The 19,408-nt window shown below is 71.1% G+C and carries 20 protein-coding genes and 1 riboswitch; of the genes, 10 read left to right on the top strand and 10 right to left on the bottom strand.

What is annotated here, in order from left to right; translation table 11 throughout:
- Nucleotides 1-7: 7 nt before the first annotated feature.
- Nucleotides 8-1,036, top strand: a complete 1,029-nt coding sequence (locus BFN33_RS29765; protein WP_069763222.1) for a 6-phosphofructokinase — start codon at nt 8-10, stop codon at nt 1,034-1,036.
- Between the two features lie 11 nt (nt 1,037-1,047).
- Here the strand turns inward: BFN33_RS29765 and BFN33_RS29760 are convergent, their stop codons facing one another.
- A complete protein-coding gene (locus tag BFN33_RS29760) occupies nt 1,048-2,904 on the bottom strand; it encodes an anthranilate synthase family protein (protein ID WP_069763221.1) in 1,857 nt (618 codons plus the stop codon).
- A gap of 102 nt (nt 2,905-3,006) precedes the next feature.
- A complete protein-coding gene (locus BFN33_RS55615) occupies nt 3,007-3,063 on the bottom strand; it encodes a trp operon leader peptide (protein WP_071528813.1) in 57 nt (18 codons plus the stop codon).
- A gap of 96 nt (nt 3,064-3,159) precedes the next feature.
- On the opposite strand from BFN33_RS55615, the gene BFN33_RS29755 reads away from it, so the two are divergent.
- Nucleotides 3,160-4,512: a class II 3-deoxy-7-phosphoheptulonate synthase gene (locus tag BFN33_RS29755; RefSeq protein ID WP_069763220.1), complete on the top strand. Its 1,353-nt coding sequence runs from the start codon at nt 3,160-3,162 to the stop codon at nt 4,510-4,512.
- Between the two features lie 134 nt (nt 4,513-4,646).
- The gene (locus tag BFN33_RS29750) at nt 4,647-4,880 is read left to right on the top strand and encodes a bacterioferritin-associated ferredoxin (RefSeq protein ID WP_176742491.1); all 234 of its coding nucleotides are present in this window, start codon (nt 4,647-4,649) and stop codon (nt 4,878-4,880) included.
- Here the strand turns inward: BFN33_RS29750 and bfr are convergent.
- Nucleotides 4,877-5,356, bottom strand: a complete 480-nt coding sequence (bfr, locus tag BFN33_RS29745; protein ID WP_007381448.1) for a bacterioferritin — start codon at nt 5,354-5,356, stop codon at nt 4,877-4,879. The genes BFN33_RS29750 and bfr overlap by 4 nt on opposite strands.
- A 177-nt stretch (nt 5,357-5,533) precedes the next feature.
- On the opposite strand from bfr, the gene BFN33_RS29740 reads away from it, so the two are divergent.
- Nucleotides 5,534-6,166 (top strand): sulfite oxidase-like oxidoreductase, encoded by a 633-nt coding sequence (locus tag BFN33_RS29740; RefSeq protein ID WP_069763219.1) that lies wholly within the window; start codon nt 5,534-5,536, stop codon nt 6,164-6,166.
- A 4-nt stretch (nt 6,167-6,170) separates the two neighbouring features.
- Here the strand turns inward: BFN33_RS29740 and BFN33_RS29735 are convergent, their stop codons facing one another.
- The 6 genes from BFN33_RS29735 to thiO form a co-directional block, all read right to left on the bottom strand.
- Nucleotides 6,171-6,623, bottom strand: coding sequence for a DUF4396 domain-containing protein (locus tag BFN33_RS29735; RefSeq protein ID WP_079141066.1), 453 nt, complete (start codon nt 6,621-6,623; stop codon nt 6,171-6,173).
- A gap of 76 nt (nt 6,624-6,699) precedes the next feature.
- A complete protein-coding gene (locus BFN33_RS29730) occupies nt 6,700-7,563 on the bottom strand; it encodes a deoxyribonuclease IV (RefSeq protein ID WP_069763217.1) in 864 nt (287 codons plus the stop codon).
- Nucleotides 7,564-7,655: 92 nt separating this feature from the next.
- Complete coding sequence (gene pknB, locus BFN33_RS29725) at nt 7,656-9,584, bottom strand: Stk1 family PASTA domain-containing Ser/Thr kinase (protein WP_069763216.1); 1,929 nt, start codon at nt 9,582-9,584, stop codon at nt 7,656-7,658.
- 155 nt (nt 9,585-9,739) lie between these two features.
- Complete coding sequence (locus tag BFN33_RS29720) at nt 9,740-10,537, bottom strand: thiazole synthase (RefSeq protein ID WP_069763215.1); 798 nt, start codon at nt 10,535-10,537, stop codon at nt 9,740-9,742.
- Nucleotides 10,538-10,540: 3 nt separating this feature from the next.
- On the bottom strand, nt 10,541-10,741 hold the full coding sequence (thiS, locus tag BFN33_RS29715; protein WP_069763214.1) for a sulfur carrier protein ThiS: 201 nt from the start codon (nt 10,739-10,741) through the stop codon (nt 10,541-10,543).
- The gene (gene thiO / locus BFN33_RS29710; protein WP_069763213.1) at nt 10,738-11,901 is read right to left on the bottom strand and encodes a glycine oxidase ThiO; all 1,164 of its coding nucleotides are present in this window, start codon (nt 11,899-11,901) and stop codon (nt 10,738-10,740) included. Before thiO ends, thiS begins: the two co-directional genes overlap by 4 nt.
- Nucleotides 11,899-12,010: riboswitch (TPP riboswitch) on the bottom strand. It overlaps the preceding gene by 3 nt.
- 52 nt (nt 12,011-12,062) lie before the next feature.
- Here thiO and BFN33_RS29705 point away from each other — a divergent pair.
- The 6 genes from BFN33_RS29705 (at nt 12,063) to BFN33_RS29680 (ending at nt 17,825) form a co-directional block, all read left to right on the top strand.
- The gene (locus tag BFN33_RS29705; protein WP_069763212.1) at nt 12,063-12,413 is read left to right on the top strand and encodes a hypothetical protein; all 351 of its coding nucleotides are present in this window, start codon (nt 12,063-12,065) and stop codon (nt 12,411-12,413) included.
- Nucleotides 12,414-12,445: 32 nt separating this feature from the next.
- Nucleotides 12,446-13,660: an NAD(P)/FAD-dependent oxidoreductase gene (locus BFN33_RS29700; RefSeq protein WP_176742490.1), complete on the top strand. Its 1,215-nt coding sequence runs from the start codon at nt 12,446-12,448 to the stop codon at nt 13,658-13,660.
- A gap of 982 nt (nt 13,661-14,642) precedes the next feature.
- Nucleotides 14,643-15,014 carry an Rv2175c family DNA-binding protein gene (locus BFN33_RS29695; RefSeq protein ID WP_062037890.1) on the top strand — a complete coding sequence of 124 codons (372 nt, stop codon included), beginning with the start codon at nt 14,643-14,645 and terminating at the stop codon, nt 15,012-15,014.
- Between the two features lie 94 nt (nt 15,015-15,108).
- Entirely contained in the window at nt 15,109-15,759 is a 651-nt protein-coding gene (gene thiE, locus BFN33_RS29690) for a thiamine phosphate synthase (protein WP_069763294.1), read from the top strand.
- Nucleotides 15,760-15,882: 123 nt separating this feature from the next.
- Complete coding sequence (gene metF / locus BFN33_RS29685; protein ID WP_069763211.1) at nt 15,883-16,806, top strand: methylenetetrahydrofolate reductase [NAD(P)H]; 924 nt, start codon at nt 15,883-15,885, stop codon at nt 16,804-16,806.
- A 56-nt stretch (nt 16,807-16,862) separates the two neighbouring features.
- On the top strand, nt 16,863-17,825 hold the full coding sequence (locus BFN33_RS29680; protein WP_069763210.1) for a hypothetical protein: 963 nt from the start codon (nt 16,863-16,865) through the stop codon (nt 17,823-17,825).
- Nucleotides 17,826-17,840: 15 nt separating this feature from the next.
- On the opposite strand, the gene BFN33_RS29675 is transcribed toward BFN33_RS29680, so the two are convergent.
- Nucleotides 17,841-19,343 carry an NAD(P)/FAD-dependent oxidoreductase gene (locus BFN33_RS29675; RefSeq protein ID WP_079141065.1) on the bottom strand — a complete coding sequence of 501 codons (1,503 nt, stop codon included), beginning with the start codon at nt 19,341-19,343 and terminating at the stop codon, nt 17,841-17,843.
- Nucleotides 19,344-19,408: the final 65 nt, after the last annotated feature.

Below are 19,408 nucleotides of genomic sequence, written 5' to 3'. Positions count from 1 at the left end.
TCTGTCCATGCGCGTCGGAGTACTGACCGGAGGCGGCGACTGCCCCGGCCTCAACGCCGTCATCCGGGCCATCGTCCGCAAGGGCGTTCAGGAGTACGGCTATGACTTCACCGGCTTCCGGGACGGCTGGCGGGGTCCACTGGAGGACCGCACCGTACGTCTCGACATCCCGGCCGTCCGCGGCATCCTGCCCCGCGGCGGCACCATCCTCGGCTCCTCCCGCACCAACCCGCTGAAACAGGAGGACGGCATCCGCCGGATCCAGGAGAACCTGGCCGCGCGGGAGATCGAAGCGCTCATCGCCATCGGTGGCGAGGACACCCTGGGCGTGGCCGCGCAACTGTCCGACCGGCACGGTGTGCCCTGTGTCGGCGTACCGAAGACCATCGACAACGACCTCTCCGCCACCGACTACACCTTCGGCTTCGACACCGCGGTCGGCATCGCCACGGAGGCCATCGACCGGCTGCACACCACCGCCGAGTCCCATATGCGCGTCCTGGTCTGCGAGGTGATGGGCCGCCACGCCGGCTGGATCGCCCTGCACTCCGGTCTCGCGGGCGGCGCCAACGTCATCCTCATCCCCGAGCAGCGCTTCGACGTCGACCAGGTGTGCGCCTGGATCACCTCCCGCTTCAGGGCGTCGTACGCCCCGATCGTGGTCATCGCCGAGGGCGCCATGCCGAAGGACGGTGACGTGGTCCTCAAGGACGAGTCGCTCGACTCCTTCGGACATGTGCGGCTGTCCGGTGTCGGCGAGTGGCTGGCCAAGCAGATCGAGAAGCGCACCGGCAAGGAGGCCCGCACGACCGTGCTCGGGCACATCCAGAGGGGCGGTACCCCCAGCGCCTTCGACCGCTGGCTCGCCACCCGCTTCGGCCTGCACGCCATCGACGCCGTCCGCGAAGGCGACTTCGGCAAGATGGTCGCCCTGCGCGGAACGGACATCGTGCGTGTGCCGATCGCGGAGGCGACGGCGCAGCTGAAGACGGTCGACCCGAAGCTGTACGAGGAGGTGGGGGTGTTCTTCGGCTGACGCCGGCCGGCTCACACAGCCGTGCGGCGCAGCTGCCTCACCAGCTCCCGTACGACGGTGGCGCCGTTCAGTGTCAGGACCGACTCCGGGTGGAACTGGACGCCCGCGAAGCCGGGGCCGCGCAGCGCGTGCACCTCCCCGTTGCCGGCCCGGCTGATCTCGACCTGGTGCGCCGCCAGTTCGGTCGCCGTCTCGTCGTCGCAGTGCGCCACGAAGCTGTTGTAGAAGCCGACGGTCTCGGGCCGCCCGAACAGATCGACCGTCGTCTGCGCTCCCTGGTACGGGACTTCCTTCCGTACGATCTCCAGGCCCAGCTCGGCCGCGATCAGCTCGTGGCCCAGGCAGACGCCGAGGACGCCGTGCCGGTGTTCCCCGAGGACGAGCGCGGTCAGGTCCCGCAGGAACCGCATCTTGGGGTCGTCCAGGTCGGACGGGTCGCCGGGACCGGGGCCGAGGACGACGGGCCCCTCGTGCGCGAGCACGGCGTCCTTGAGGCCCGGTTTGTCGTAGCGCCGCACGGTCACGTCCAGCCCGCCCGAGCGCAGCACATGCGCGAGCATCGAAGTGAAGGTGTCCTCGCCGTCGACCACGAGGGTGTGCCCTTCGAGCCCGTACGACCGCTCCTGCATCCGCAGCCAGAAGGGGGCGAGGTTCGTGCGCCGCCCGTCGAGCGCGGCACGCACGCGTGGATCGTCGGCGAGACTCACGCGCGCGTGCTCCGCCCGGGGCCGGGACGGTCGTACGCCGAGAGCCGCCAGTACGCCAGCCGCCTTGGCGTGGGTCTCCGCGACCTCGCTCACCGGGTCCGAGCCGCGCACGAGGGTCGCGCCGACGGGGACCCGCAGCCGCCCGTCCGCGTTGATGTCGGCGGTGCGGATGAGGATGGGGGAGTCGAGGGTCTGGGCACCACCGGAGTCCCTGCCGATCAGCGCCAGCGCGCCCGCGTAGTACCCGCGCCCGCCGACCTCGTGCCGCTCGATGACCCGGCAGGCGTTCTGCACGGGCGAGCCGGTGACGGTGGCCGCGAACATGGTCTCCTTCAGGACCTCCCGCACGTCCAGCGAGGACTTCCCGCGCAGCTCGTACTCGGTGTGCGCGAGGTGGGACATCTCCTTCAGCCGGGGCCCGATGACGACCCCTCCCATGTCACCGACGGTGCACATCATCTTGAGCTCCTCGTCGACGACCATCGACAGCTCCTCGATCTCCTTGCCGTCGGCGAGGAAGCCGAGCAGGTGCTCGGGGGTGGGGCCCTCGGCGGGATAGCGGTACGTCCCGCTGATCGGGTTCATGACGACGGTCCCGCCGGACATCCGGACGTGCACCTCCGGGCTCGCACCGACCAGGGTCCGCTCCCCGGTGTGCACGACGAAGGTCCAGTACGCGCCCCGCTCGCCCTCCAGGAGCCGCCGGAACAGGGCGAGCGCGTCCGCGCGGGAGAACCCCGGGATCTCGCCCTCGTAGGTCCGCCGGATCACGAAGTTGGCGCCCTCGCCACGCCCGATCTCCTCGTGCAGCACCCGTCCGACGATCTCGGCGTACTCCTCGTCGGCCACGTCGAAGCCGCCGTTCTCGACACGGACGTCGTGGGCGGGAAGCTGCGCGAGGGCCTCGGCGAGGGGGAGGGCGTGGGTCTCCTCGGGCGTCAGCACGGCGAGCGGCGTCCCGTCGTCCCGCACGTCGAAACCGCGCTCGCGGATCTGGCGGAAGGGGACGAGCGCCAGGCCCTCGTCGGGGAGGTCGGCGAGACGGTCGTAGGTGCTGACGGGGCCGAGCAACACCTCCACGGTGTTCTCGTCATGGCCCGGGGTGCGGCGGCGGAGCAGGGCGAAAGGGCGGTCGTCGTGCAGGAGCTTGGTCAGGTCCATGGTTCCTCGTCCGTCTTGTGTCGATGGCGGTGAGGAACGACCCCGGAAAACGCCGAAGGCCGCCCCTCGGGCGGCCTTCGCGAAGTCTTGCGTACGCGCTTGTCAGTGGGCCGCCGGATGAGCGGTCCACCACCAGTTCTGGGTCGAATGCGCGAACATGCGACGCACCCTACCCCATGTCCACGGCGCGCCACCCGTGTCTCATTTCCTGGGCATGGCACGGGAGCCAGGACACGACCCCGTAATGTTGACGTCGTGACCGTGAACGCTAAGACCAGCGCCAGCGCTGGCAACACCTGGCGAGACCTGCCCGCGGCGCAGCAGCCCGAGTACCCCGACACCGAGGCTCTGCGCGCAGTGATCGCGGACCTCGAGTCGTATCCGCCGCTCGTCTTCGCGGGCGAGTGCGACCAGCTGCGCGCCCGGATGGCGGCCGTCGCCAAGGGAGAGGCGTTCCTGCTCCAGGGCGGCGACTGCGCCGAGGCCTTCGACGCCGTGTCCGCGGACCACATCCGCAACAAGCTCAAGACGCTGCTCCAGATGGGCGCCGTGCTGACGTACGCCGCCTCGGTGCCGGTCGTGAAGGTCGGCCGCATCGCCGGCCAGTACTCCAAGCCGCGCTCCAAGGGCACCGAGACCCGCGACGGTGTGACGCTGCCGACGTACCGGGGCGACTCGGTCAACGGCTTCGAGTTCAACGAGAAGGCCCGCATCCCGGACCCCGAGCGCCTGAAGCGGATGTACAACGCCTCCGCCTCCACGCTCAACCTGGTGCGCGCCTTCACCACCGGCGGTTACGCCGACCTGCGCCAGGTGCACGCCTGGAACCAGGACTTCGTGAAGTCGTCCCCGTCCGGCCAGCGCTACGAGCAGCTGGCGCGCGAGATCGACCAGGCGCTGAACTTCATGCGGGCCTGCGGGACCGACCCGGAGGAGTTCAAGACCGTCGAGTTCTACTCCTCGCACGAGGCGCTGCTGCTCGACTACGAGTCGGCGCTCACCCGCGTGGACTCGCGCTCGGGGCAGCTGTACGACGTCTCCGCGCACATGGTGTGGGTCGGTGAGCGCACCCGGCAGCTGGACGGCGCGCACATCGAGTTCGCCTCGCAGATCCGCAACCCGATCGGCATCAAGCTCGGCCCGACCACCACGGCCGAGGAGGCGCTGCAGTACATCGAGCGCCTCGACCCCGACCGCGAGCCCGGCCGGCTGACCTTCATCGTCCGCATGGGCGCCGACAAGGTCCGCGACAAGCTGCCCGAGCTGGTCGAGAAGGTCACCGCCTCCGGCGCCACCGTCGCCTGGATCACCGACCCGATGCACGGCAACACCTACGAGGCGGCCTCCGGCCACAAGACCCGCCGCTTCGACGACGTGCTCGACGAGGTCAAGGGCTTCTTCGAGGTCCACAAGGGCCTGGGCACCCACCCGGGCGGCATCCACGTCGAGCTCACCGGTGACGACGTCACCGAGTGCGTGGGCGGCGGCGACGAGATCTTCGTCGACGACCTGCACCAGCGCTACGAGACGGCCTGCGACCCGCGGCTCAACCGCAGCCAGTCGCTCGACCTGGCGTTCCTCGTCGCGGAGATGTACAGGGACCAGTGACAGGGGCACCTGTTACAGGAACATGAATGGGGCGCGGATCACATACGATCCGCGCCCCACTCCACTTTTGCGGTTCCAGAGCGCCGGGTAAGGTTAGGTTAGCCTTATTGATCTCGGCGGGAGGTGGAATCCGCGTGTACGTCTGCAACTGCTTCGGAGTGACCGAGGCGCAGGTCCAGCAGCACGCGGACGGTGGTGCCTGTACGCCCCGCCAGATCGCCTCAGCCTGCAAGGCCGGGACGGACTGCGGATCCTGTGTACGCCGGATCCAGGCCATCCTCGGCCGCGGCGCCTACCCCCGCCGGGAGCCGGCCGACCCGGGCAAACAGGTCCTGACCGGACTCGAAGAACTCGACGAGGCCGCCTAGCTCTCCGGCTGCTCGATCAGCTGCGCGATGTACAGCGCCTCACCGAGCTTCTCCAGAAGCTCCAGCTGCGTGTCGAGATAGTCGATGTGGTGCTCCTCGTCCGCGAGGATCGACTCGAAGATGTTCGCCGACGTGATGTCGCCCTTGGCGCGCATGACCTCGATACCGCGCTTGAGGCGGTCGATGGCCTCGACCTCGACCTGCCGGTCGGCCTCGAACATCTCCTTGACGGTCTGGCCCACGCGCACGTGGAACAGCCGCTGGTAGTTCGGCAGCCCCTCCAGGAAGAGAATGCGGTCGGTCAGCACCTCGGCGTGCTTCATCTCGTCGAACGACTCGTGCCGCGTGTACTTCGCCAGCTTCGTCCAGCCGAAGTTCTCCTGCATCTTCGCGTGCAGGAAGTACTGGTTGATCGCCGTGAGCTCGCCCGTGAGCTGCTCGTTGAGGAATTCGATGACCTCGGGGTCGCCCTGCATCGCAGAGGCTCCTTCCAACCGTGGGGAACTGGCAGGCTGCGCCGCATCCTCGCACCGGCGAAGAAGATCGTCCAGTAAGTCTTCACTTAGTAAGTAAGGGCATGCTTAGTCCGGTGTGAGGTGAATTGGGTGGGGGCTGGTCAGGTGCATCGCCTCGGGTCTGTCAGGATGGAAGACATGGGTCAGCCGGTGGAGCGCGAGAGCGGAGAAGCGGCGCACTCCGAGCTTCCGCCGGGGCAGCGACTGCAGCGCGGCTGGCCCGTCACGCACTACGGGCCGGTCCCCAGGTTCCGGCCCGAGCGCTGGGAGTTCCGGGTCTTCGGCGCCACCGCGGACGGCGAGAAGCACTGCTGGAACCACGAGGAGTTCACGGCGCTGCCGTACACCACCGTCGTGGGCGATCTGCACTGCGTGACGAAGTTCAGCATGCTCGGTGCCGAGTGGGGCGGCATTCCCGCCCGTACGATCCTGGACGTCGCCCCGCCCGCGCCGGCCGTCACCCATGTGATGGTCTGGGCCGAGTACGGCTTCAGCTCCAACCTCCGCCTCGAGGACTTCGCGTCCGAGCAGGCGATCCTCGCCACCCACAAGGACGGGGAACTGCTGACCGCGGAGCACGGCTTTCCGCTCCGGCTGGTCGTCCCCCATCTGTACGCCTGGAAGGGGCCCAAATGGGTCCGTGGCGTCGAGTACATGACCGCCGACCGCCGGGGCTTCTGGGAGGAGCGCGGCTATCACAACGTCGGCGATCCCTGGAAGGAACAGCGGTACTCGTACCAGGAGCAGCCGGGGGACGGCCCCGAGCTGTGACCGGTCAGTGCGCGTGGTGCTGGTGGACCACGGCGTGACCCTTGCCGCGCCCGATCATCCACTTGTTGACCGGCACGGTCACGACGAACGCGATGGCCAGCGAGATCGCCAGTGACGCCCAGAACAGCAGGTCGGCGAGTTCCGCGTCCATGGCGTCCGGCCACAGCACGATGACACCGTTGTCGATGAGCTCCATCGCGGCGATGGAGAGGGTGTCGGCGGCCAGCGCCACCTGGACCGCGGCCCGGAAGTCCAGGCCGCCCTTCAGGGCCCCGCGCAGGGTGAGCGAGTAGCCGAAGAGGAACGCGAGGGCGATCGCCAGGACGGTCGTGGACAGATTGCCCCAGCCGAACGCGGTGCCGATGACCATGCCGAGCACTTCGCCGATGGCGCAGCCGGTGAGGCAGTGGAGGGTGGCCTGGACGGCCGTGGCCCATCCGCTTGTCGGGTGCTGCATCAGTTCCCCCAATGTCAGGTGACGGTTCCTGTACCGAGCAGGAACCGCATACCCCCTAGGGGTATTCCTCGATGTGTCACCCGTCCCGGAGTTTCTTCAGCCGCTCCACGTCCGCCGCGTGTCCCTCCTTGCCGCCCGGCGTTTCGATGATCAGCGGTACGCCCGCGGTGGCGGGGTGGGTCATCAGGGCGCGGAACGGGTCCTCGCCGATGTGGCCGGATCCGATGTTCTCGTGGCGGTCCTTGTGGGCGCCGACCACGTCCTTGGAGTCGTTGGCGTGGATCAGCTTCAGACGGCCCTCGCCGACGGTCTCCACCAGGAGGTCGAGCGTCTGGTGCATGCCGCTCGGACCGGTGAGGTCGTGGCCGGCCGCGAAGATGTGGCAGGTGTCCAGGCAGACGCCCAGCTTCGGGTGGGCGTCCAGGGCCTCGAAGTACGGGCCGAAGTCCCAGGTGCGTGAGCAGAGGGAGGCGCCCTGGCCGGCCGTCGACTCCAGGAGCAGGTACGGGTCGTCGTCGTGGGTGAGCTCGTCGAGAAGCGGCAGCAGGTGCTCGCGCACCTGCTTCAGGGCCACGGAACGGTCGCGGCCGCCGGTCGCGCTGCCGGTGTGCACGACGACGCCCCGCGCGCCGATCTCTCGTCCGCGCCTGAGGGAGTGCCGGAGCGAATCGGCCGACTTCTCCACGGTCGCCTCGGTGTGCGAGCCGAAGTTGATCAGGTACGGGGCGTGGACGTACGCCGGTATCGCCTCTTCCGCGCAGGCCTCGCGGAATGCCTCGTCCTGGCGGGGGTTGCCTGCGGGGGTGGCCCAGCCGCGCGGGTTGGCGACGAAGACCTGCACGGTCTCGGCGTCGAGGTCACGGGCGTACGACAGGCCGACGGAGTTCAGGCCGCCGGCCACGGGGACGTGGCCGCCGACGGGGTTGCGCTGAGTTGTCACCGGTCAAGGGTGCCATTGCCTGCGGCGCCTGCACGGATGGGGTGCGGTGCGGTGCACCGCGCATCACACCCCTCGCGCACAGCCCGCACTCGTCAGCGAATGGTGATCTTGATCGTCGAACCCTTGGGGGCCGTGTCCCCACCCTCCACGGACTGCTTCTTCACCGTGTCGCCGAACAGGCCGAGCAGGCCGCGGTCCTCGTCGACCTCGAAGCCCGCGTCCTCCAGTTCGGTCTTGGCGTCGTCGACGCTGTCACCGGTGACGTCCGGGACCTCGATCATCTCCGGGCCCTTGGAGATCGTCAGGGTGACGGTGTCGCCGTCGGCGGCCTGGCTCTCGCCGGCCGGGGTCTGCTCGGCGACCTGGCCCGCGTCGAACTCGGAGTTGACCCGGGTGGTGGCGATCTTCACCTTCAGACCGGCCTCCGTCAGGTCGGCCCTGGCGTCGTCCAGGTCCTCGCCGGTGACGTCCGGGACGTCGACCGGTGCACCCTTGCTGACGGTGAGCGCGATCGCCGAGCCGGCGCGCAGCGTGGTGCCGTCCCCGGGATCCGTGCTGATCACGAAACCCTTCGGTACGTCGTCGCTGAACTCCCGGGTGACCATGCCCGGCTGCAGCCCTTCCGCCTTCAGCCGGGTCCTGGCACTGCTCAGCGCGGCCCCCTCCAGATCGGGCACCTTCACGGTCTGGGGGCCCTTGGAGACGGTGATCGACACGGAGTCGTGGTTCCGTATGCGGGCGCCCACCCCTGGGTCCGTGCTGATGACGGTGCCGCGCTTCACGGTGTCGCTGTAGGCGTACGAGACCTTGCCGGTCTCCAGACCGGCCTCGTCCAGCCGGTCCCGGGCCTGCGCCTCGGTCTTCGTCAGGAGGGCCGGGACCTGGGTGAACTGGCCGGAGTTGATGTACCAGACACCCGCCCCGAGCCCGAGGGCCAGCAGGATCGCGGCGATGATCAGGAGGGGACCGCGCCGGAGGCCGCCGGAGGAGCGGCCGCGCCGGGAAGGCGGCGGCGGGCTCTCCAGACGGCTGGTGCGGTGGTACACCGGCTCGTCCTCGTTGACCGGCAGCAGGCGCGGCACGGTCAGGGAGCGCGGGATCACGCTCGTGCGGTTCTCGGCGCCCGCGTGCTCCGCCGCGAGCGCCTGCGGCGGTACCGCGTCCAGCTGGTCGGCGCTCAGCCTGCCGTGTGCCTCGCGGGTCTGCGCGAGCAGTTCCACGGCGTCGTACGGACGCAGGTCCGGGGTGCGGGCGGTGGCCGACGCGACCAGTTCGTCCAGTTCGTACGGCAGCCCAGGGACCACGGCCGAGGGCGGCGGGACGTCCTCGTGGAGGTGCTTGTAGAGAACGACGGCGGGGGAGTCGCCGTCGTGCGGGCGGTCGCCGGTCAGCATCTCGTACAGGACCACACCGCACGCGTACACGTCGACGCGGGCGTCCGCGGTGCCCGGCTGCTCGATCTGCTCGGGCGAGAGATAGGACACGGTGCCGAGTACGGCTCCGGTGGTGCTGGTCACGGTGTTCACCGACCGCACGAGTCCGAAGTCGGCGACCTTGACCCGGCCGTCGTCCCCTATCAGGACGTTCTCCGGCTTCATGTCCCGGTGCACGAAACCCGCGCGGTGTGCGGCGCCGAGCGCGGCGAGCACGGGCTCCAGGATGTCCAGGGCGGCGCGCGGCTGCAGGGCCCCGCGCTCGCGCAGCACGTCGCGCAGGGTGCACCCGGCGACGTACTCCATGGCGAGATAGACGTACGACCCGTCGGTGCCCTGGTCGAAGACCTGCACGACGTTGGGGTGGGCGAGCCGGGCGACGGACTTGGCCTCCCGGATGAACCGCTCGACGAAGGTCCCGTCCGCCGCGAGCGCGGGGTGCATCACCTTGAGCGCGAGCACGCGGTCCAGACGGGTGTCCAGGGCCCGGTAGACCGTGGCCATCCCGCCGACCGCGATCCGCGCGTCCACGCGATAGCGGCCGTCGAGCACCTGCCCGACCAACGGGTCCTGAAGGGTCGTATCCACGCAGGTGAGTGTACGAGCCGACGCTGACAGCCCGTCCTGTTCGGCCGATATCGAGGCGGGACTGCAGCGCAGCTGTGACGCAGATCGCACGGAGTTGCAGGTCGCGGGCAGGTGTGCCGCTTGAGTCACCCACCCGCCCCAGCCGCCACTTCAGGTCACTGGAAAGCAGGCCGCTCCGGGTCCAGCACCGCCCTGCCCGCCACCGGGGAGGACGCCTCGGCGAAGTGCCGTCGGGGGATCCGCCCCGCCCGGTACGCCAGCCGTCCCGCCTCCACCGCGTGCCGCATCGCGTGCGCCATCAGCTCGGGCTCCCGCGCCCGCGTCACCGCTGAGGCGAGCATCACACCCGCGCACCCGAGCTCCATCGCCAGGGCCGCGTCCGACGCCGTGCCCGCTCCCGCGTCCAGGATCACCGGCACACGCGCGTGCTCGACGATCAGCTGGAAGTTGTGCGGGTTGCGGATGCCGAGGCCCGAGCCGATCGGTGAGCCCAGCGGCATGATCGCCGCGCAGCCCACGTCCTCCAGCTTCCGGGCGAGCACCGGGTCGTCGTTCGTGTACGGCAGCACCGTGAAGCCGTCGTCCACCAGGGTCTCGGCCGCGTCCAGCAGCTCCATCGGGTCCGGCAGAAGGGTGCGCTCGTCGGCGATGACCTCCAGCTTGACCAGGTCCGTGCCGAGCGCCTCGCGCGCGAGGCGGGCCGTCAGTACGGCCTCCCCGGCGGTGAAACAGCCCGCCGTGTTCGGGAGCACGCGGATGCCGAGCTTCTCCAGTACGGACAGCACCGAGCCGTGCACCGAGGGGTTCACGCGCCGCATCGCGACCGTCGTCAGCTCGGTGCCGGAGGCGACCAGGGCTCGCTCGAGCACGTCCAGGCTGGGCGCTCCGCCCGTGCCCATGATCAACCGGGACGAGAAGGACGTGCCGTCGATGACAAAGGGATCGTCGGCCATGGCTCAGCCTCCTTGGACGGCGGTGAGGACTTCCACGCGGTCTCCCTCGGTGAGGGACGTCGAGGGCCACTGCGCGCGCGGGACGACGGTCTCGTTGAGCGCCGCGGCCACCCCGGACGGCGCCGGCGTCAGCGCCCGCACGACGGTGTCGAGAGCCGTGCCGGGAGCGAACTGCCGCGGCTCCCCGTTGACGGAGATGTTCATGCCGGCTGCTCCAGGCGTTCCGTGGCGGCGAATCGCCGGGGAGTGAACGGGCGTGCCACATCGGGGAGTTCACCGGTCGTCAGGACGTGCGCCATGGCGTCCCCGGTGATCGGCGTGAGCAGCACGCCATTGCGATAGTGGCCGGTCGCGAGCACCAGCCCGGTCAGTTCCGTGGGCCCGAGCAGCGGAGCGTTGTCCGGGGAGCCCGGGCGCAGTCCCGCGCGGGTCTCCGTCAGCGGCAGCTCGGTGATGCCGGGGACGAGCTCGTGGGCGTCGCGCAGCAGCTCGTACACCCCGCCCGCGGTCACCGTCGTGTCCCAGCCCAGCTCCTCGCTGGTCGCGCCGACCACCAGCTCGCCGTTCTCCCGCGGCACCAGATAGACCTGGCTGCCGCGCACCACGGCCCGCACGGTGCGGTTCAGGAAGGGCGCGCAGTGTGAGGGCACGGTCAGCCGCAGCACCTGGCCCTTCACGGGCCGTACCGGGGGCAGGACGTCCGCGGGGACCCCTTCGAGGCGGCCGCTGAGGCTTCCGGCGGCGAGCACCACCTGGCCCGCGCCCAGCTCGTCGCCGTCGGTCGTCGTGACCCCTGCGGCCCGGTCCCCTGCGACCCGGAGGCCTTTGGCCCACGCGCGGTGGAAGACGACACCCGCCTGCTCGCACGCGGCCAGCAACGCGCGCGTGAGCCGCCGTGGATCGATCTGGTGGTCGCCGTCCACCCGCAGTCCGCCCCGCACCCCTGGTGCCAGCATCGGCTCCAGGCGCCGGCACTCCCGGCCGGACAGCCACTCCGACTCCAGCCCCGACTGCCGCTGGAGCGCGTGCAGTTCGCGCAGGTGGGCGCGGTCGTCGGCGTCCAGGGCCACGGCGAGCGTGCCGCAGCGGCGGTAGCCGAGGTCGAGTCCGGTCAGGTCGGTGAGCTCGGCCGCGAAGTCGGGATAGCGGTGGGCCGAGGCGAGGTTCAGCCCCAGCAGGGTGTGCTCGCCGTAGTGGAGTTCGGTGACCGCGGCCAGCATCCCGGCGGCCACCTGGGCGGCCCCGCCGCCCGGTTCGGGGTCCACGACGGCCGTGGTGAGTCCGCGCTGCGCGGCCCGCCAGGCCGTGACCAGGCCGATGATGCCGCCCCCGACGACGAGGACGTCTGACGTACGTGAGGACATGGGCGTCCAGCCCCTCCCTTCGCCGGCATGACCCGGATCAGGTTCGTACGGTCGGAGGCCGCCAGCCTCCCTCTCAGCCCGGTGCGTCCGGGCTCCCGCGAGTGCTCTACGTTGGCCACCCTAGCCCGTGCCCGTGCGCCTCTGTAAGGGAGCCTTCCGCCATGCCCCGCTCGCTCGACGGCCTCGTCCTCGCCCCGGTGGCCGATCAGGCCCCAGGTCAGGTGGGTACGCGGACCCGGTTCACCTACCACGAGAAGGATGGGGAGATCTGGGCCGGGTACGCGGGCGGTGACGTCGTACGCGGGCATCTCGTCGGCACGCGCGCGGGGGACCGTCTCGACTTCCGGTACGTGCAGCTCAAGCACGACGGAACGACGTCCTCCGGCCACTGCGTCTCGACGGTCGTGGAGCTTCCTGACGGGCGGCTGCGGTTGGAGGAGACGTGGGAGTGGGAGTCGCAGCCGGGCAGCGGGACGAGCGTTGTGGAACAGGTCACTGAGCACGACTCCTGACTGACTGATAGTCAGATGGCTAGGGTGATCAAATGAGCGAGCAGACGCAGGCGCAGCGGCGGGTGGTCGTGGTCGGCGCGGGCATGGCCGGCGTACAGACCGCGGTCGCCCTTCGCGAACAGGGGTTCAAGGGCACGGTCACGGTGATCGGCGCGGAGCCCCATCAGCCGTACGACCGTCCGCCGCTGTCCAAGGCCGTGTTGCTCGGCAAGGCCGAGGGCTCCGCCTTCGACGTGGACTTCGAGTCCCTCGGCATCGAACTGCTGCTCGGCCGCGAGGCGCTGGGCGTGCGCCCCGAAGCGCACGAACTGGACACCGAGGCCGGGGCGGTCCCGTACGACGCCCTGGTCCTCGCCACCGGTGCCGAACCGATCCGGCTGCCCGGCACGGAGGGTGTGTCGGGCGTGCATCTGCTGCGCACCCTGGACGACGCCGAGCGGCTGCGCCCCGTGCTCGCCCGGCAGCACGACATCGTGGTCGTCGGGGCGGGCTGGATCGGCGCCGAGTTCGCCACCGCCGCGCGCGAGGCGGGCTGTGCGGTGACGGTCGTGGAAGCCGCCGAGCGGCCGCTCGCGGGCGCGCTGCCCGCCGAGGTGGCCGCGCCGATGACCTCCTGGTACGCCGACGCGGGTGCCGTTTTGCGCACCCACGCGCGCGTGGACCGCGTCGAGCCCGGCGAGGTCGTCCTGGACGACGGCTCCCGGGTGGCCGCGGGCGCGGTCGTGGTGGGTATCGGCGCCCGGCCCGCCACGGTCTGGCTCGCCGGGTCGGGCATCGAACTCGGCGCCCACCGCGAGGTCGTCGCCGACAACCGGCTGCGCACTTCCCTGCCGGACGTCTACGCGGTCGGCGACTGCGCCTCCTTCCCCTCGGGGAGGTACGGCGAGCGGCTGCTGGTCCACCACTGGGACAACGCCCTCCAGGGCCCCCGCACGGTGGCCGCCGACATCCTGGGCGAGACCCGAATGGTCTACGACCCCGTCCCGTACTTCTGGTCCGAGCAGTTCGGCCGCTTCGTCCAGTACGCCGGCCACCACGCGTCCGCCGACACGACACTGTGGCGCGGTGAGCCGTCGGGTCCCGCCTGGACGGTGTGCTGGCTGCGCGAGAACCGTCTGGTGGCCCTCCTGGCGGTGGGCCGGCCCCGCGACCTGGCCCAGGGCCGCCGCCTGATCGAGGCGGGCACGGAGATGAACCCGGAACTGCTGACGGACCCGGCGAGACCACTGAAGGCGGCGACAGCGTAGGCAACGTCCCGCAGCCCGGCCCGGCGGCCGAGACCTCCCGGGCGTCGTCGGCCGACGCCTGACGACTGGGCCTGCGTGGTGTGGCGGCAGGGGCTTGCGTGGTTCTGGCGGCCGGGGCCCGTTCGGCCTCGACGGTCGGGTCCGGCTGGCGGCAACGGCTGGGGCTCGCGTGGTTCTGGCGGCCGGGCCCACTTGGCTTCGCTGGCCGGGTCTGCCCTGGTGGCGACGGTTGGGACTGCGTGTTGTGGCGGCTGGGGCTTGCGGGGTGCTGGCGGCCGGGCCTGCTCGGTCTCGGCGGTCGGGCCCGCCTGGCTCCGACGGCGGGGGCTCGCGTAGTGCTGGCGGCCGGATCCGTTTGGCCTCGACGGGCAGGTCTGTCTGACTTCGGCGGCTGGGGCTGCGTGGTGTGGCGGCTGGGGCTCGCGGGGTGCTGGCGGCCGGGCCTGCTCGGTCTCGGCGGTCGGGTCCGCCTGGCGGCGGCCAGGGCTCGGGTGGTTCCGGTGGCCGGATCCGTTTGGCCTTTGCGGCCAGGGCCGCCTGGCTCTGGCGGCCGGGCCTGCGTGTTGTGGCGTCTGGGCTTGCGGGGTGCTGGCGGCCGGGCCTGCTCGGTCTCGGCGGTCGGGTCCGCCTGGCTCCGACGGCGGGGGCTCGCGTAGTGCTGGCGGCCGGATCCGTTTGGCCTCGACGGGCAGGTCCGTCTGACTTCGGCGGCTGGGGCTGCGTGGTGTGGCGGCTGGGGCTCGCGGGGTGATGGCGGCCGAGCCCGCTTGGCCTCGACGGCCAGGGGTGCCTGGTCCGGCGGCTCGGGCCCGCTGGGTGTGGCCGCCGGGGCCGCTCGTTCTCGGCGGCCCGGGCTGCCTGGCTCCAGCGGCCGGGACCGCCTGGTTCTGGGGCGGGCGGCAGCCGGTGATCATGCGCCCCGTTCCCCCGCCGGAGGCGCCCCGGCTTCCGACTGTCAGTGTGGGATGGCACGCTTGATCCCGTGACCGAGATTGACGCAAAGATCGATGCTCTCGTCCCCGCCTGGCTCACCCTCCCCGACATCGCAGAGATGCTCGATGTCGAGGTGACGCGTGTGCGGCAGCTGGTCAAGGACGGCCAGCTCATCGCCGTACGCCGTGGTGAGAACCGCGCGCTGCACGTCCCCGCCGCCTTCATCGACGGGGCCGAGCAGAAGGTCGTCAAGGGCCTGGCCGGGACCCTGACGCTCCTGAGGGACGACGGATTCAATGACGAAGAGATGCTGGAGTGGCTCTTCACGCCCGACGAGAGCCTGCCCGGCACCCCCGCGCAGGCCCTGAGTGAGAATCGCGGCACGGAGGTGAAGCGCCGCGCCCAGGCGCTCGCCGTCTGATCCGAACCACACCGGCGTACGGGCCGTGACCGCCGAGGCCACGGCCACGGTCCGGCACGGCCCGTACGCCACCGAACCCGGGGGAGACTCACGCATGCCCGACACCACCCGTGACCGGCTCGCCGGCGCCCGCGTCTACCTCTGCACGGACGCCCGCAAGCGCCAGGGCGACCTCGCCGAGTTCCTGGACGCGGTCCTGGCCGGGGGCGTCGACATCGTGCAGCTGCGGGACAAGGGCATGGAGGCGGCCGAGGAACTGGAACACCTCCAGGTCCTCGCCGACGCCTGCGCGCGGCACGGCAAGCTCCTCGCGGTCAACGACCGTGCCGACGTCGCCCACGCGGCGGGCGCCGGTGTGCTGCACCTCGGCCAGGGCGACCTGCCCGTCCCCGCCGCCCGCGCGATCCTCGGCGACGACATCCTCATAGGCCGCTCCACGCACGCCGAGGCGGAGGCGGCCGCGGCCGCGGTCCAGGACGGCGTCGACTACTTCTGCACCGGCCCCTGCTGGCCGACCCCCACCAAGCCCGGCCGGCACGCCCCCGGCCTCGGCCTGGTCCGCTACACCGCCGCCCTCGGCACCGACCGCCCCTGGTTCGCCATCGGCGGCATCGACCTCGGCAACCTCGACGAGGTCCTGGAGGCCGGTGCCCGCCGGGTCGTGGTGGTCCGGGCGATCACCGAGGCGGACGACCCCGGCGCGGCCGCCGCGGAGTTCGCGAAGCGGTTGAGTGACACGGAGTGAGGGGCCGGTATGCGTCGGCCACATGATCGGTCCGGTGTCCGAGGGGTGGACAACAAGTCGACAAAACGGGCAAATTTCCGTGATCCGGTTGGGCGACCGCTGCCCCCTGGCTAACCTGCGGGTATGGCCCTAGGAACCGCATCCACCAGGACTGACCGCGCACGCACGGTGCGTGACATGCTCGCCGCGGGCAAGACGACGTACTCCTTCGAGTTCTCGGCGCCGAAGACCCCCAAGGGTGAGCGGAACCTGTGGAGCGCGCTCAGGAGGGTCGAGGCGGTCGCGCCGGACTTCGTCTCCGTGACCTACGGCGCCGGCGGCTCCACCCGCGCGGGCACCGTCAAGGAGACCGAGCAGATCGTCGCGGACACCACCCTGACCCCGGTCGCCCACCTCACCGCGGTCGACCACTCCGTCGCGGAACTGCGCAACATCATCGGCCAGTACGCCGACGCCGGGATCCGCAACATCCTGGCCGTGCGCGGCGACCCGCCCGGCGACCCGATGGCCGAGTGGGTGGCGCACCCCCAGGGGCTGACCTACGCCGCCGATCTCGTCCAGCTCATCAAGGAGTCGGGCGACTTCTGCGTCGGCGTCGCGGCCTTCCCGGAGATGCACCCGCGCTCCGCGGACTGGGAGGCCGACGTCACGCACTTCGTCGACAAGTGCCGCGCCGGCGCCGACTACGCCATCACCCAGATGTTCTTCCAGCCGGAGTCCTATCTGCGGCTGCGTGACCGAGTCCACGCGGCGGGCTGCGCGACCCCGGTGATTCCCGAGATCATGCCCGTGACCAGCGTGCGGATGCTGGAACGGCTACCACAGCTCAGCAACGCGAGCATCCCCTCCGCCCTGAAAGAGCGGATCCTCACAGCAAAGGACGATCCGACCGCTGTACGCTCGATCGGAATCGAGTTCGCCACGGAGTTCTGCGCCCGGCTGCTGTCCGAGGGAGTGCCCGGACTGCACTTCATCACGCTCAACAACTCCACGGCGACACTGGAAATCTACGAAAACCTGGGTCTGCACCATCCACCGCAGGCCTAGACCGGTCGTACGGATATACGACACACTGCGTAGCGGTCACTGGGAGAGGGGCGTACATGGGCTGGACGGTCCTCTACATCGCGTTCGGAATCGTCGCGCTGTGGCTGCTGGGCGAGGTGCTGCTGCAGTACAAGGCACGGCTGCGCTGGCGGCTGCTCGCCTTCGTCGGCTTCCTCGGTGTGGTCCTCGGCGTGCTGATGCCGTCGGTGGTCGTCATCGGGCTGGGCGCAATCGCCTTCGCGGTCGGCCAGACGTACGTCACGCTGTCGTTCCGCCGCGGCTTCGAGCAGGGCTGGGCGGTCAACCCGCCGGCTGCGCTGGGCGGTCTGACCGGCGGCAAGAAGAGCCGGCGCGAGCGCGGCGAGGAGCCCGCCCTGGAGGTCTCCGACCTGGAGGCGGGCGACGCGGCCCAAGGCGACGAGGCCGGATACGACCGGGGCCGGCCGGACACCGCCGGCTACGGCCACGACGACTACGACCGCGACGACGTCTTCACGCCCGCGCGCTCCGCCGCGCCCACGGCCGCCGAGACCACCTCGGTCTACGAGCCGCAGCCCCTGCCGGACGACACCGGCTCCTACGGCATATACAACGACACCTCCTACGCCGGCGACCAGTCCTACGCGTCCGCGGGCCAGACCCAGGACCAGTACGCGACGGCCGCCGCCGACCAGACGTACGGCTACGACGGCTACGACCAGCAGCAGTACGGCTACGACCAGTCCGGGCAGCAGCAGTACGCCGCCTACTCCGACCCGTACATCGGCACCCAGACCTATGGCGCGGGGTCGTACGACGCCTCCTACGGCGGCCAGCAGCAGTTCGCCCAGCAGGGCTACGACCAGTACGGCGGGACGTACGGCGGCGAGACCCCGGCCGGCGGGGTGTGGGTGCCGCAGCAGCGCACCGACGAGCCCTACGGCGGCGAACTCCCGCAGGAGCAGGGGTATTACCAGGACAACAGCGGCCAGGGGCAGCAGAACCAGGGCCAGGGGTACGACGAGCAGTACCGCTTCTGACGCGGGACGGCTCCGTCACTGAGAACCGCGGAACTCCGGTCCCTCGACGATCAGTCCGGCCACCAGCGAGCCCGACATGCCCGCGTGGGGGAGGCCCCCGCCGGGGTGTGACCAGCCGCCGGCCGTCAACAGACCAGGTATCGCCGTGCTGTTGGACGGGTGCAGGGTGCCTTCGCCGCCGGCCAGCGAGGGCGGAGGGACGGCGCCGCCCACGGCCCCTGTCTCCTGCTCGGTGTGCACGGGCGTGCGTACCTCGCGCCAGAGGATCCGCTCACGCAGGCCCGGAATCGCCCGCGCGGCGGCGGTGACCATCCGGTCCGCGAAGGCCTCGACGACTCCCGCGGTGGCCCAGTCGTACCCGAGGCCGCAGGGCACGGTCGCCGTCAGCACCACGGACTCGTGGTCCGCGTCGGGACGCAGGGCAGGGTCGTCCGGCCGGTCGACCCGGACCGTGGGGTCGGGCATCGCCCCGTCCACGAACAGGTCCAGCTCGTTCTCCGGTTCGGGCCCGTACACCACCGTGCGGTGCACCGCGTCCGACTCGCGCGCTCCGCGCAGAGCGAGGCACACGACGACCCGGCCCGGATGCAGGTCCTCGGCGTCGGGAAGGACGTCCTTCGCGCCGTAGAGCTCACGACCCGGTACGAGCCCGCGCAGTCGCCAGGGCCCGGCGCCGACGACGGTGTCCGCTTCCACGACCGCCCCGTCGGACAGCTCCAGACCTGCCGCCCGACCGTCCTTCTCCACGACGCCCGTCACCTCGGCGCCGAAGTGGAACTCGACCTTGCGCTGGACGCACCGCTCGTACAGCGCCCGCGCCAACTCCCGCATGCCGCCCCGGACATACCAGGTCCCGAAGGCGTGCTCCATGTATGGCAGGACGGCCGCGCTTGCCGGCGCGGTACCGGGGTCGACGCCGTGCGCGAGCGCATGGCCGTACAGCAGCGCCGCGAGCCGCGGGTCCCGCAGCTCCCAGGCGCAGATCTCGTACAGCGTGCAGGCCCGTCGGGTGCGCAGCAGCCGTTTGTGCGGCACCGCGGGGTAGGGATCGCGCTGCAGCACCTGCCAGTTGGGCCACAGGGGCTCCTCCAGGAGCGGCCTGCGGGTGCGGTCCCAGGCCTCGCGGGCCCGGACGAGGAAGTCGCCCCAGCGTCCGCCCGCGCCCGCGCCGAGGGCCTCGTCCAGCGCGGCGACCACTCCCGCGCGCGAGGCGTTCGGCAGGGACACCTCGGTGCCGTCCGTGAAGAGGTGCCGCGACGACGGATCGACCTGGACCAGCTCGACGACCGACTCCAGCGGCTCCTTGCCGGTCTTGATGAACAGATCGCGGTAGACCGCGGGGAGGGTGAACAGTCCCGGCCCGGTGTCGAACCCGAACCCGTCCCGCTCGAACCGGCGCACCGCCCCTCCGTACGTCTCCGTACGCTCGTACACCGCCACCCGGTGGCCCGCGACGGCCAGCCGGGCAGCGGCCGCCATCGCGCCCATCCCGGCGCCGATCACCGCAATCCGTGCCATGCCTGCGACTTTATCGGCCGCCACTGACACTCCGCCCGCGGGCGGCCGGCTTGCCGACGAGGACC

It is taken from the genome of Streptomyces sp. LUP47B, assembly GCF_001746295.1.
Classification (GTDB): domain Bacteria; phylum Actinomycetota; class Actinomycetes; order Streptomycetales; family Streptomycetaceae; genus Streptomyces.
This window is presented reverse-complemented; position numbering and strand designations above follow the sequence as displayed.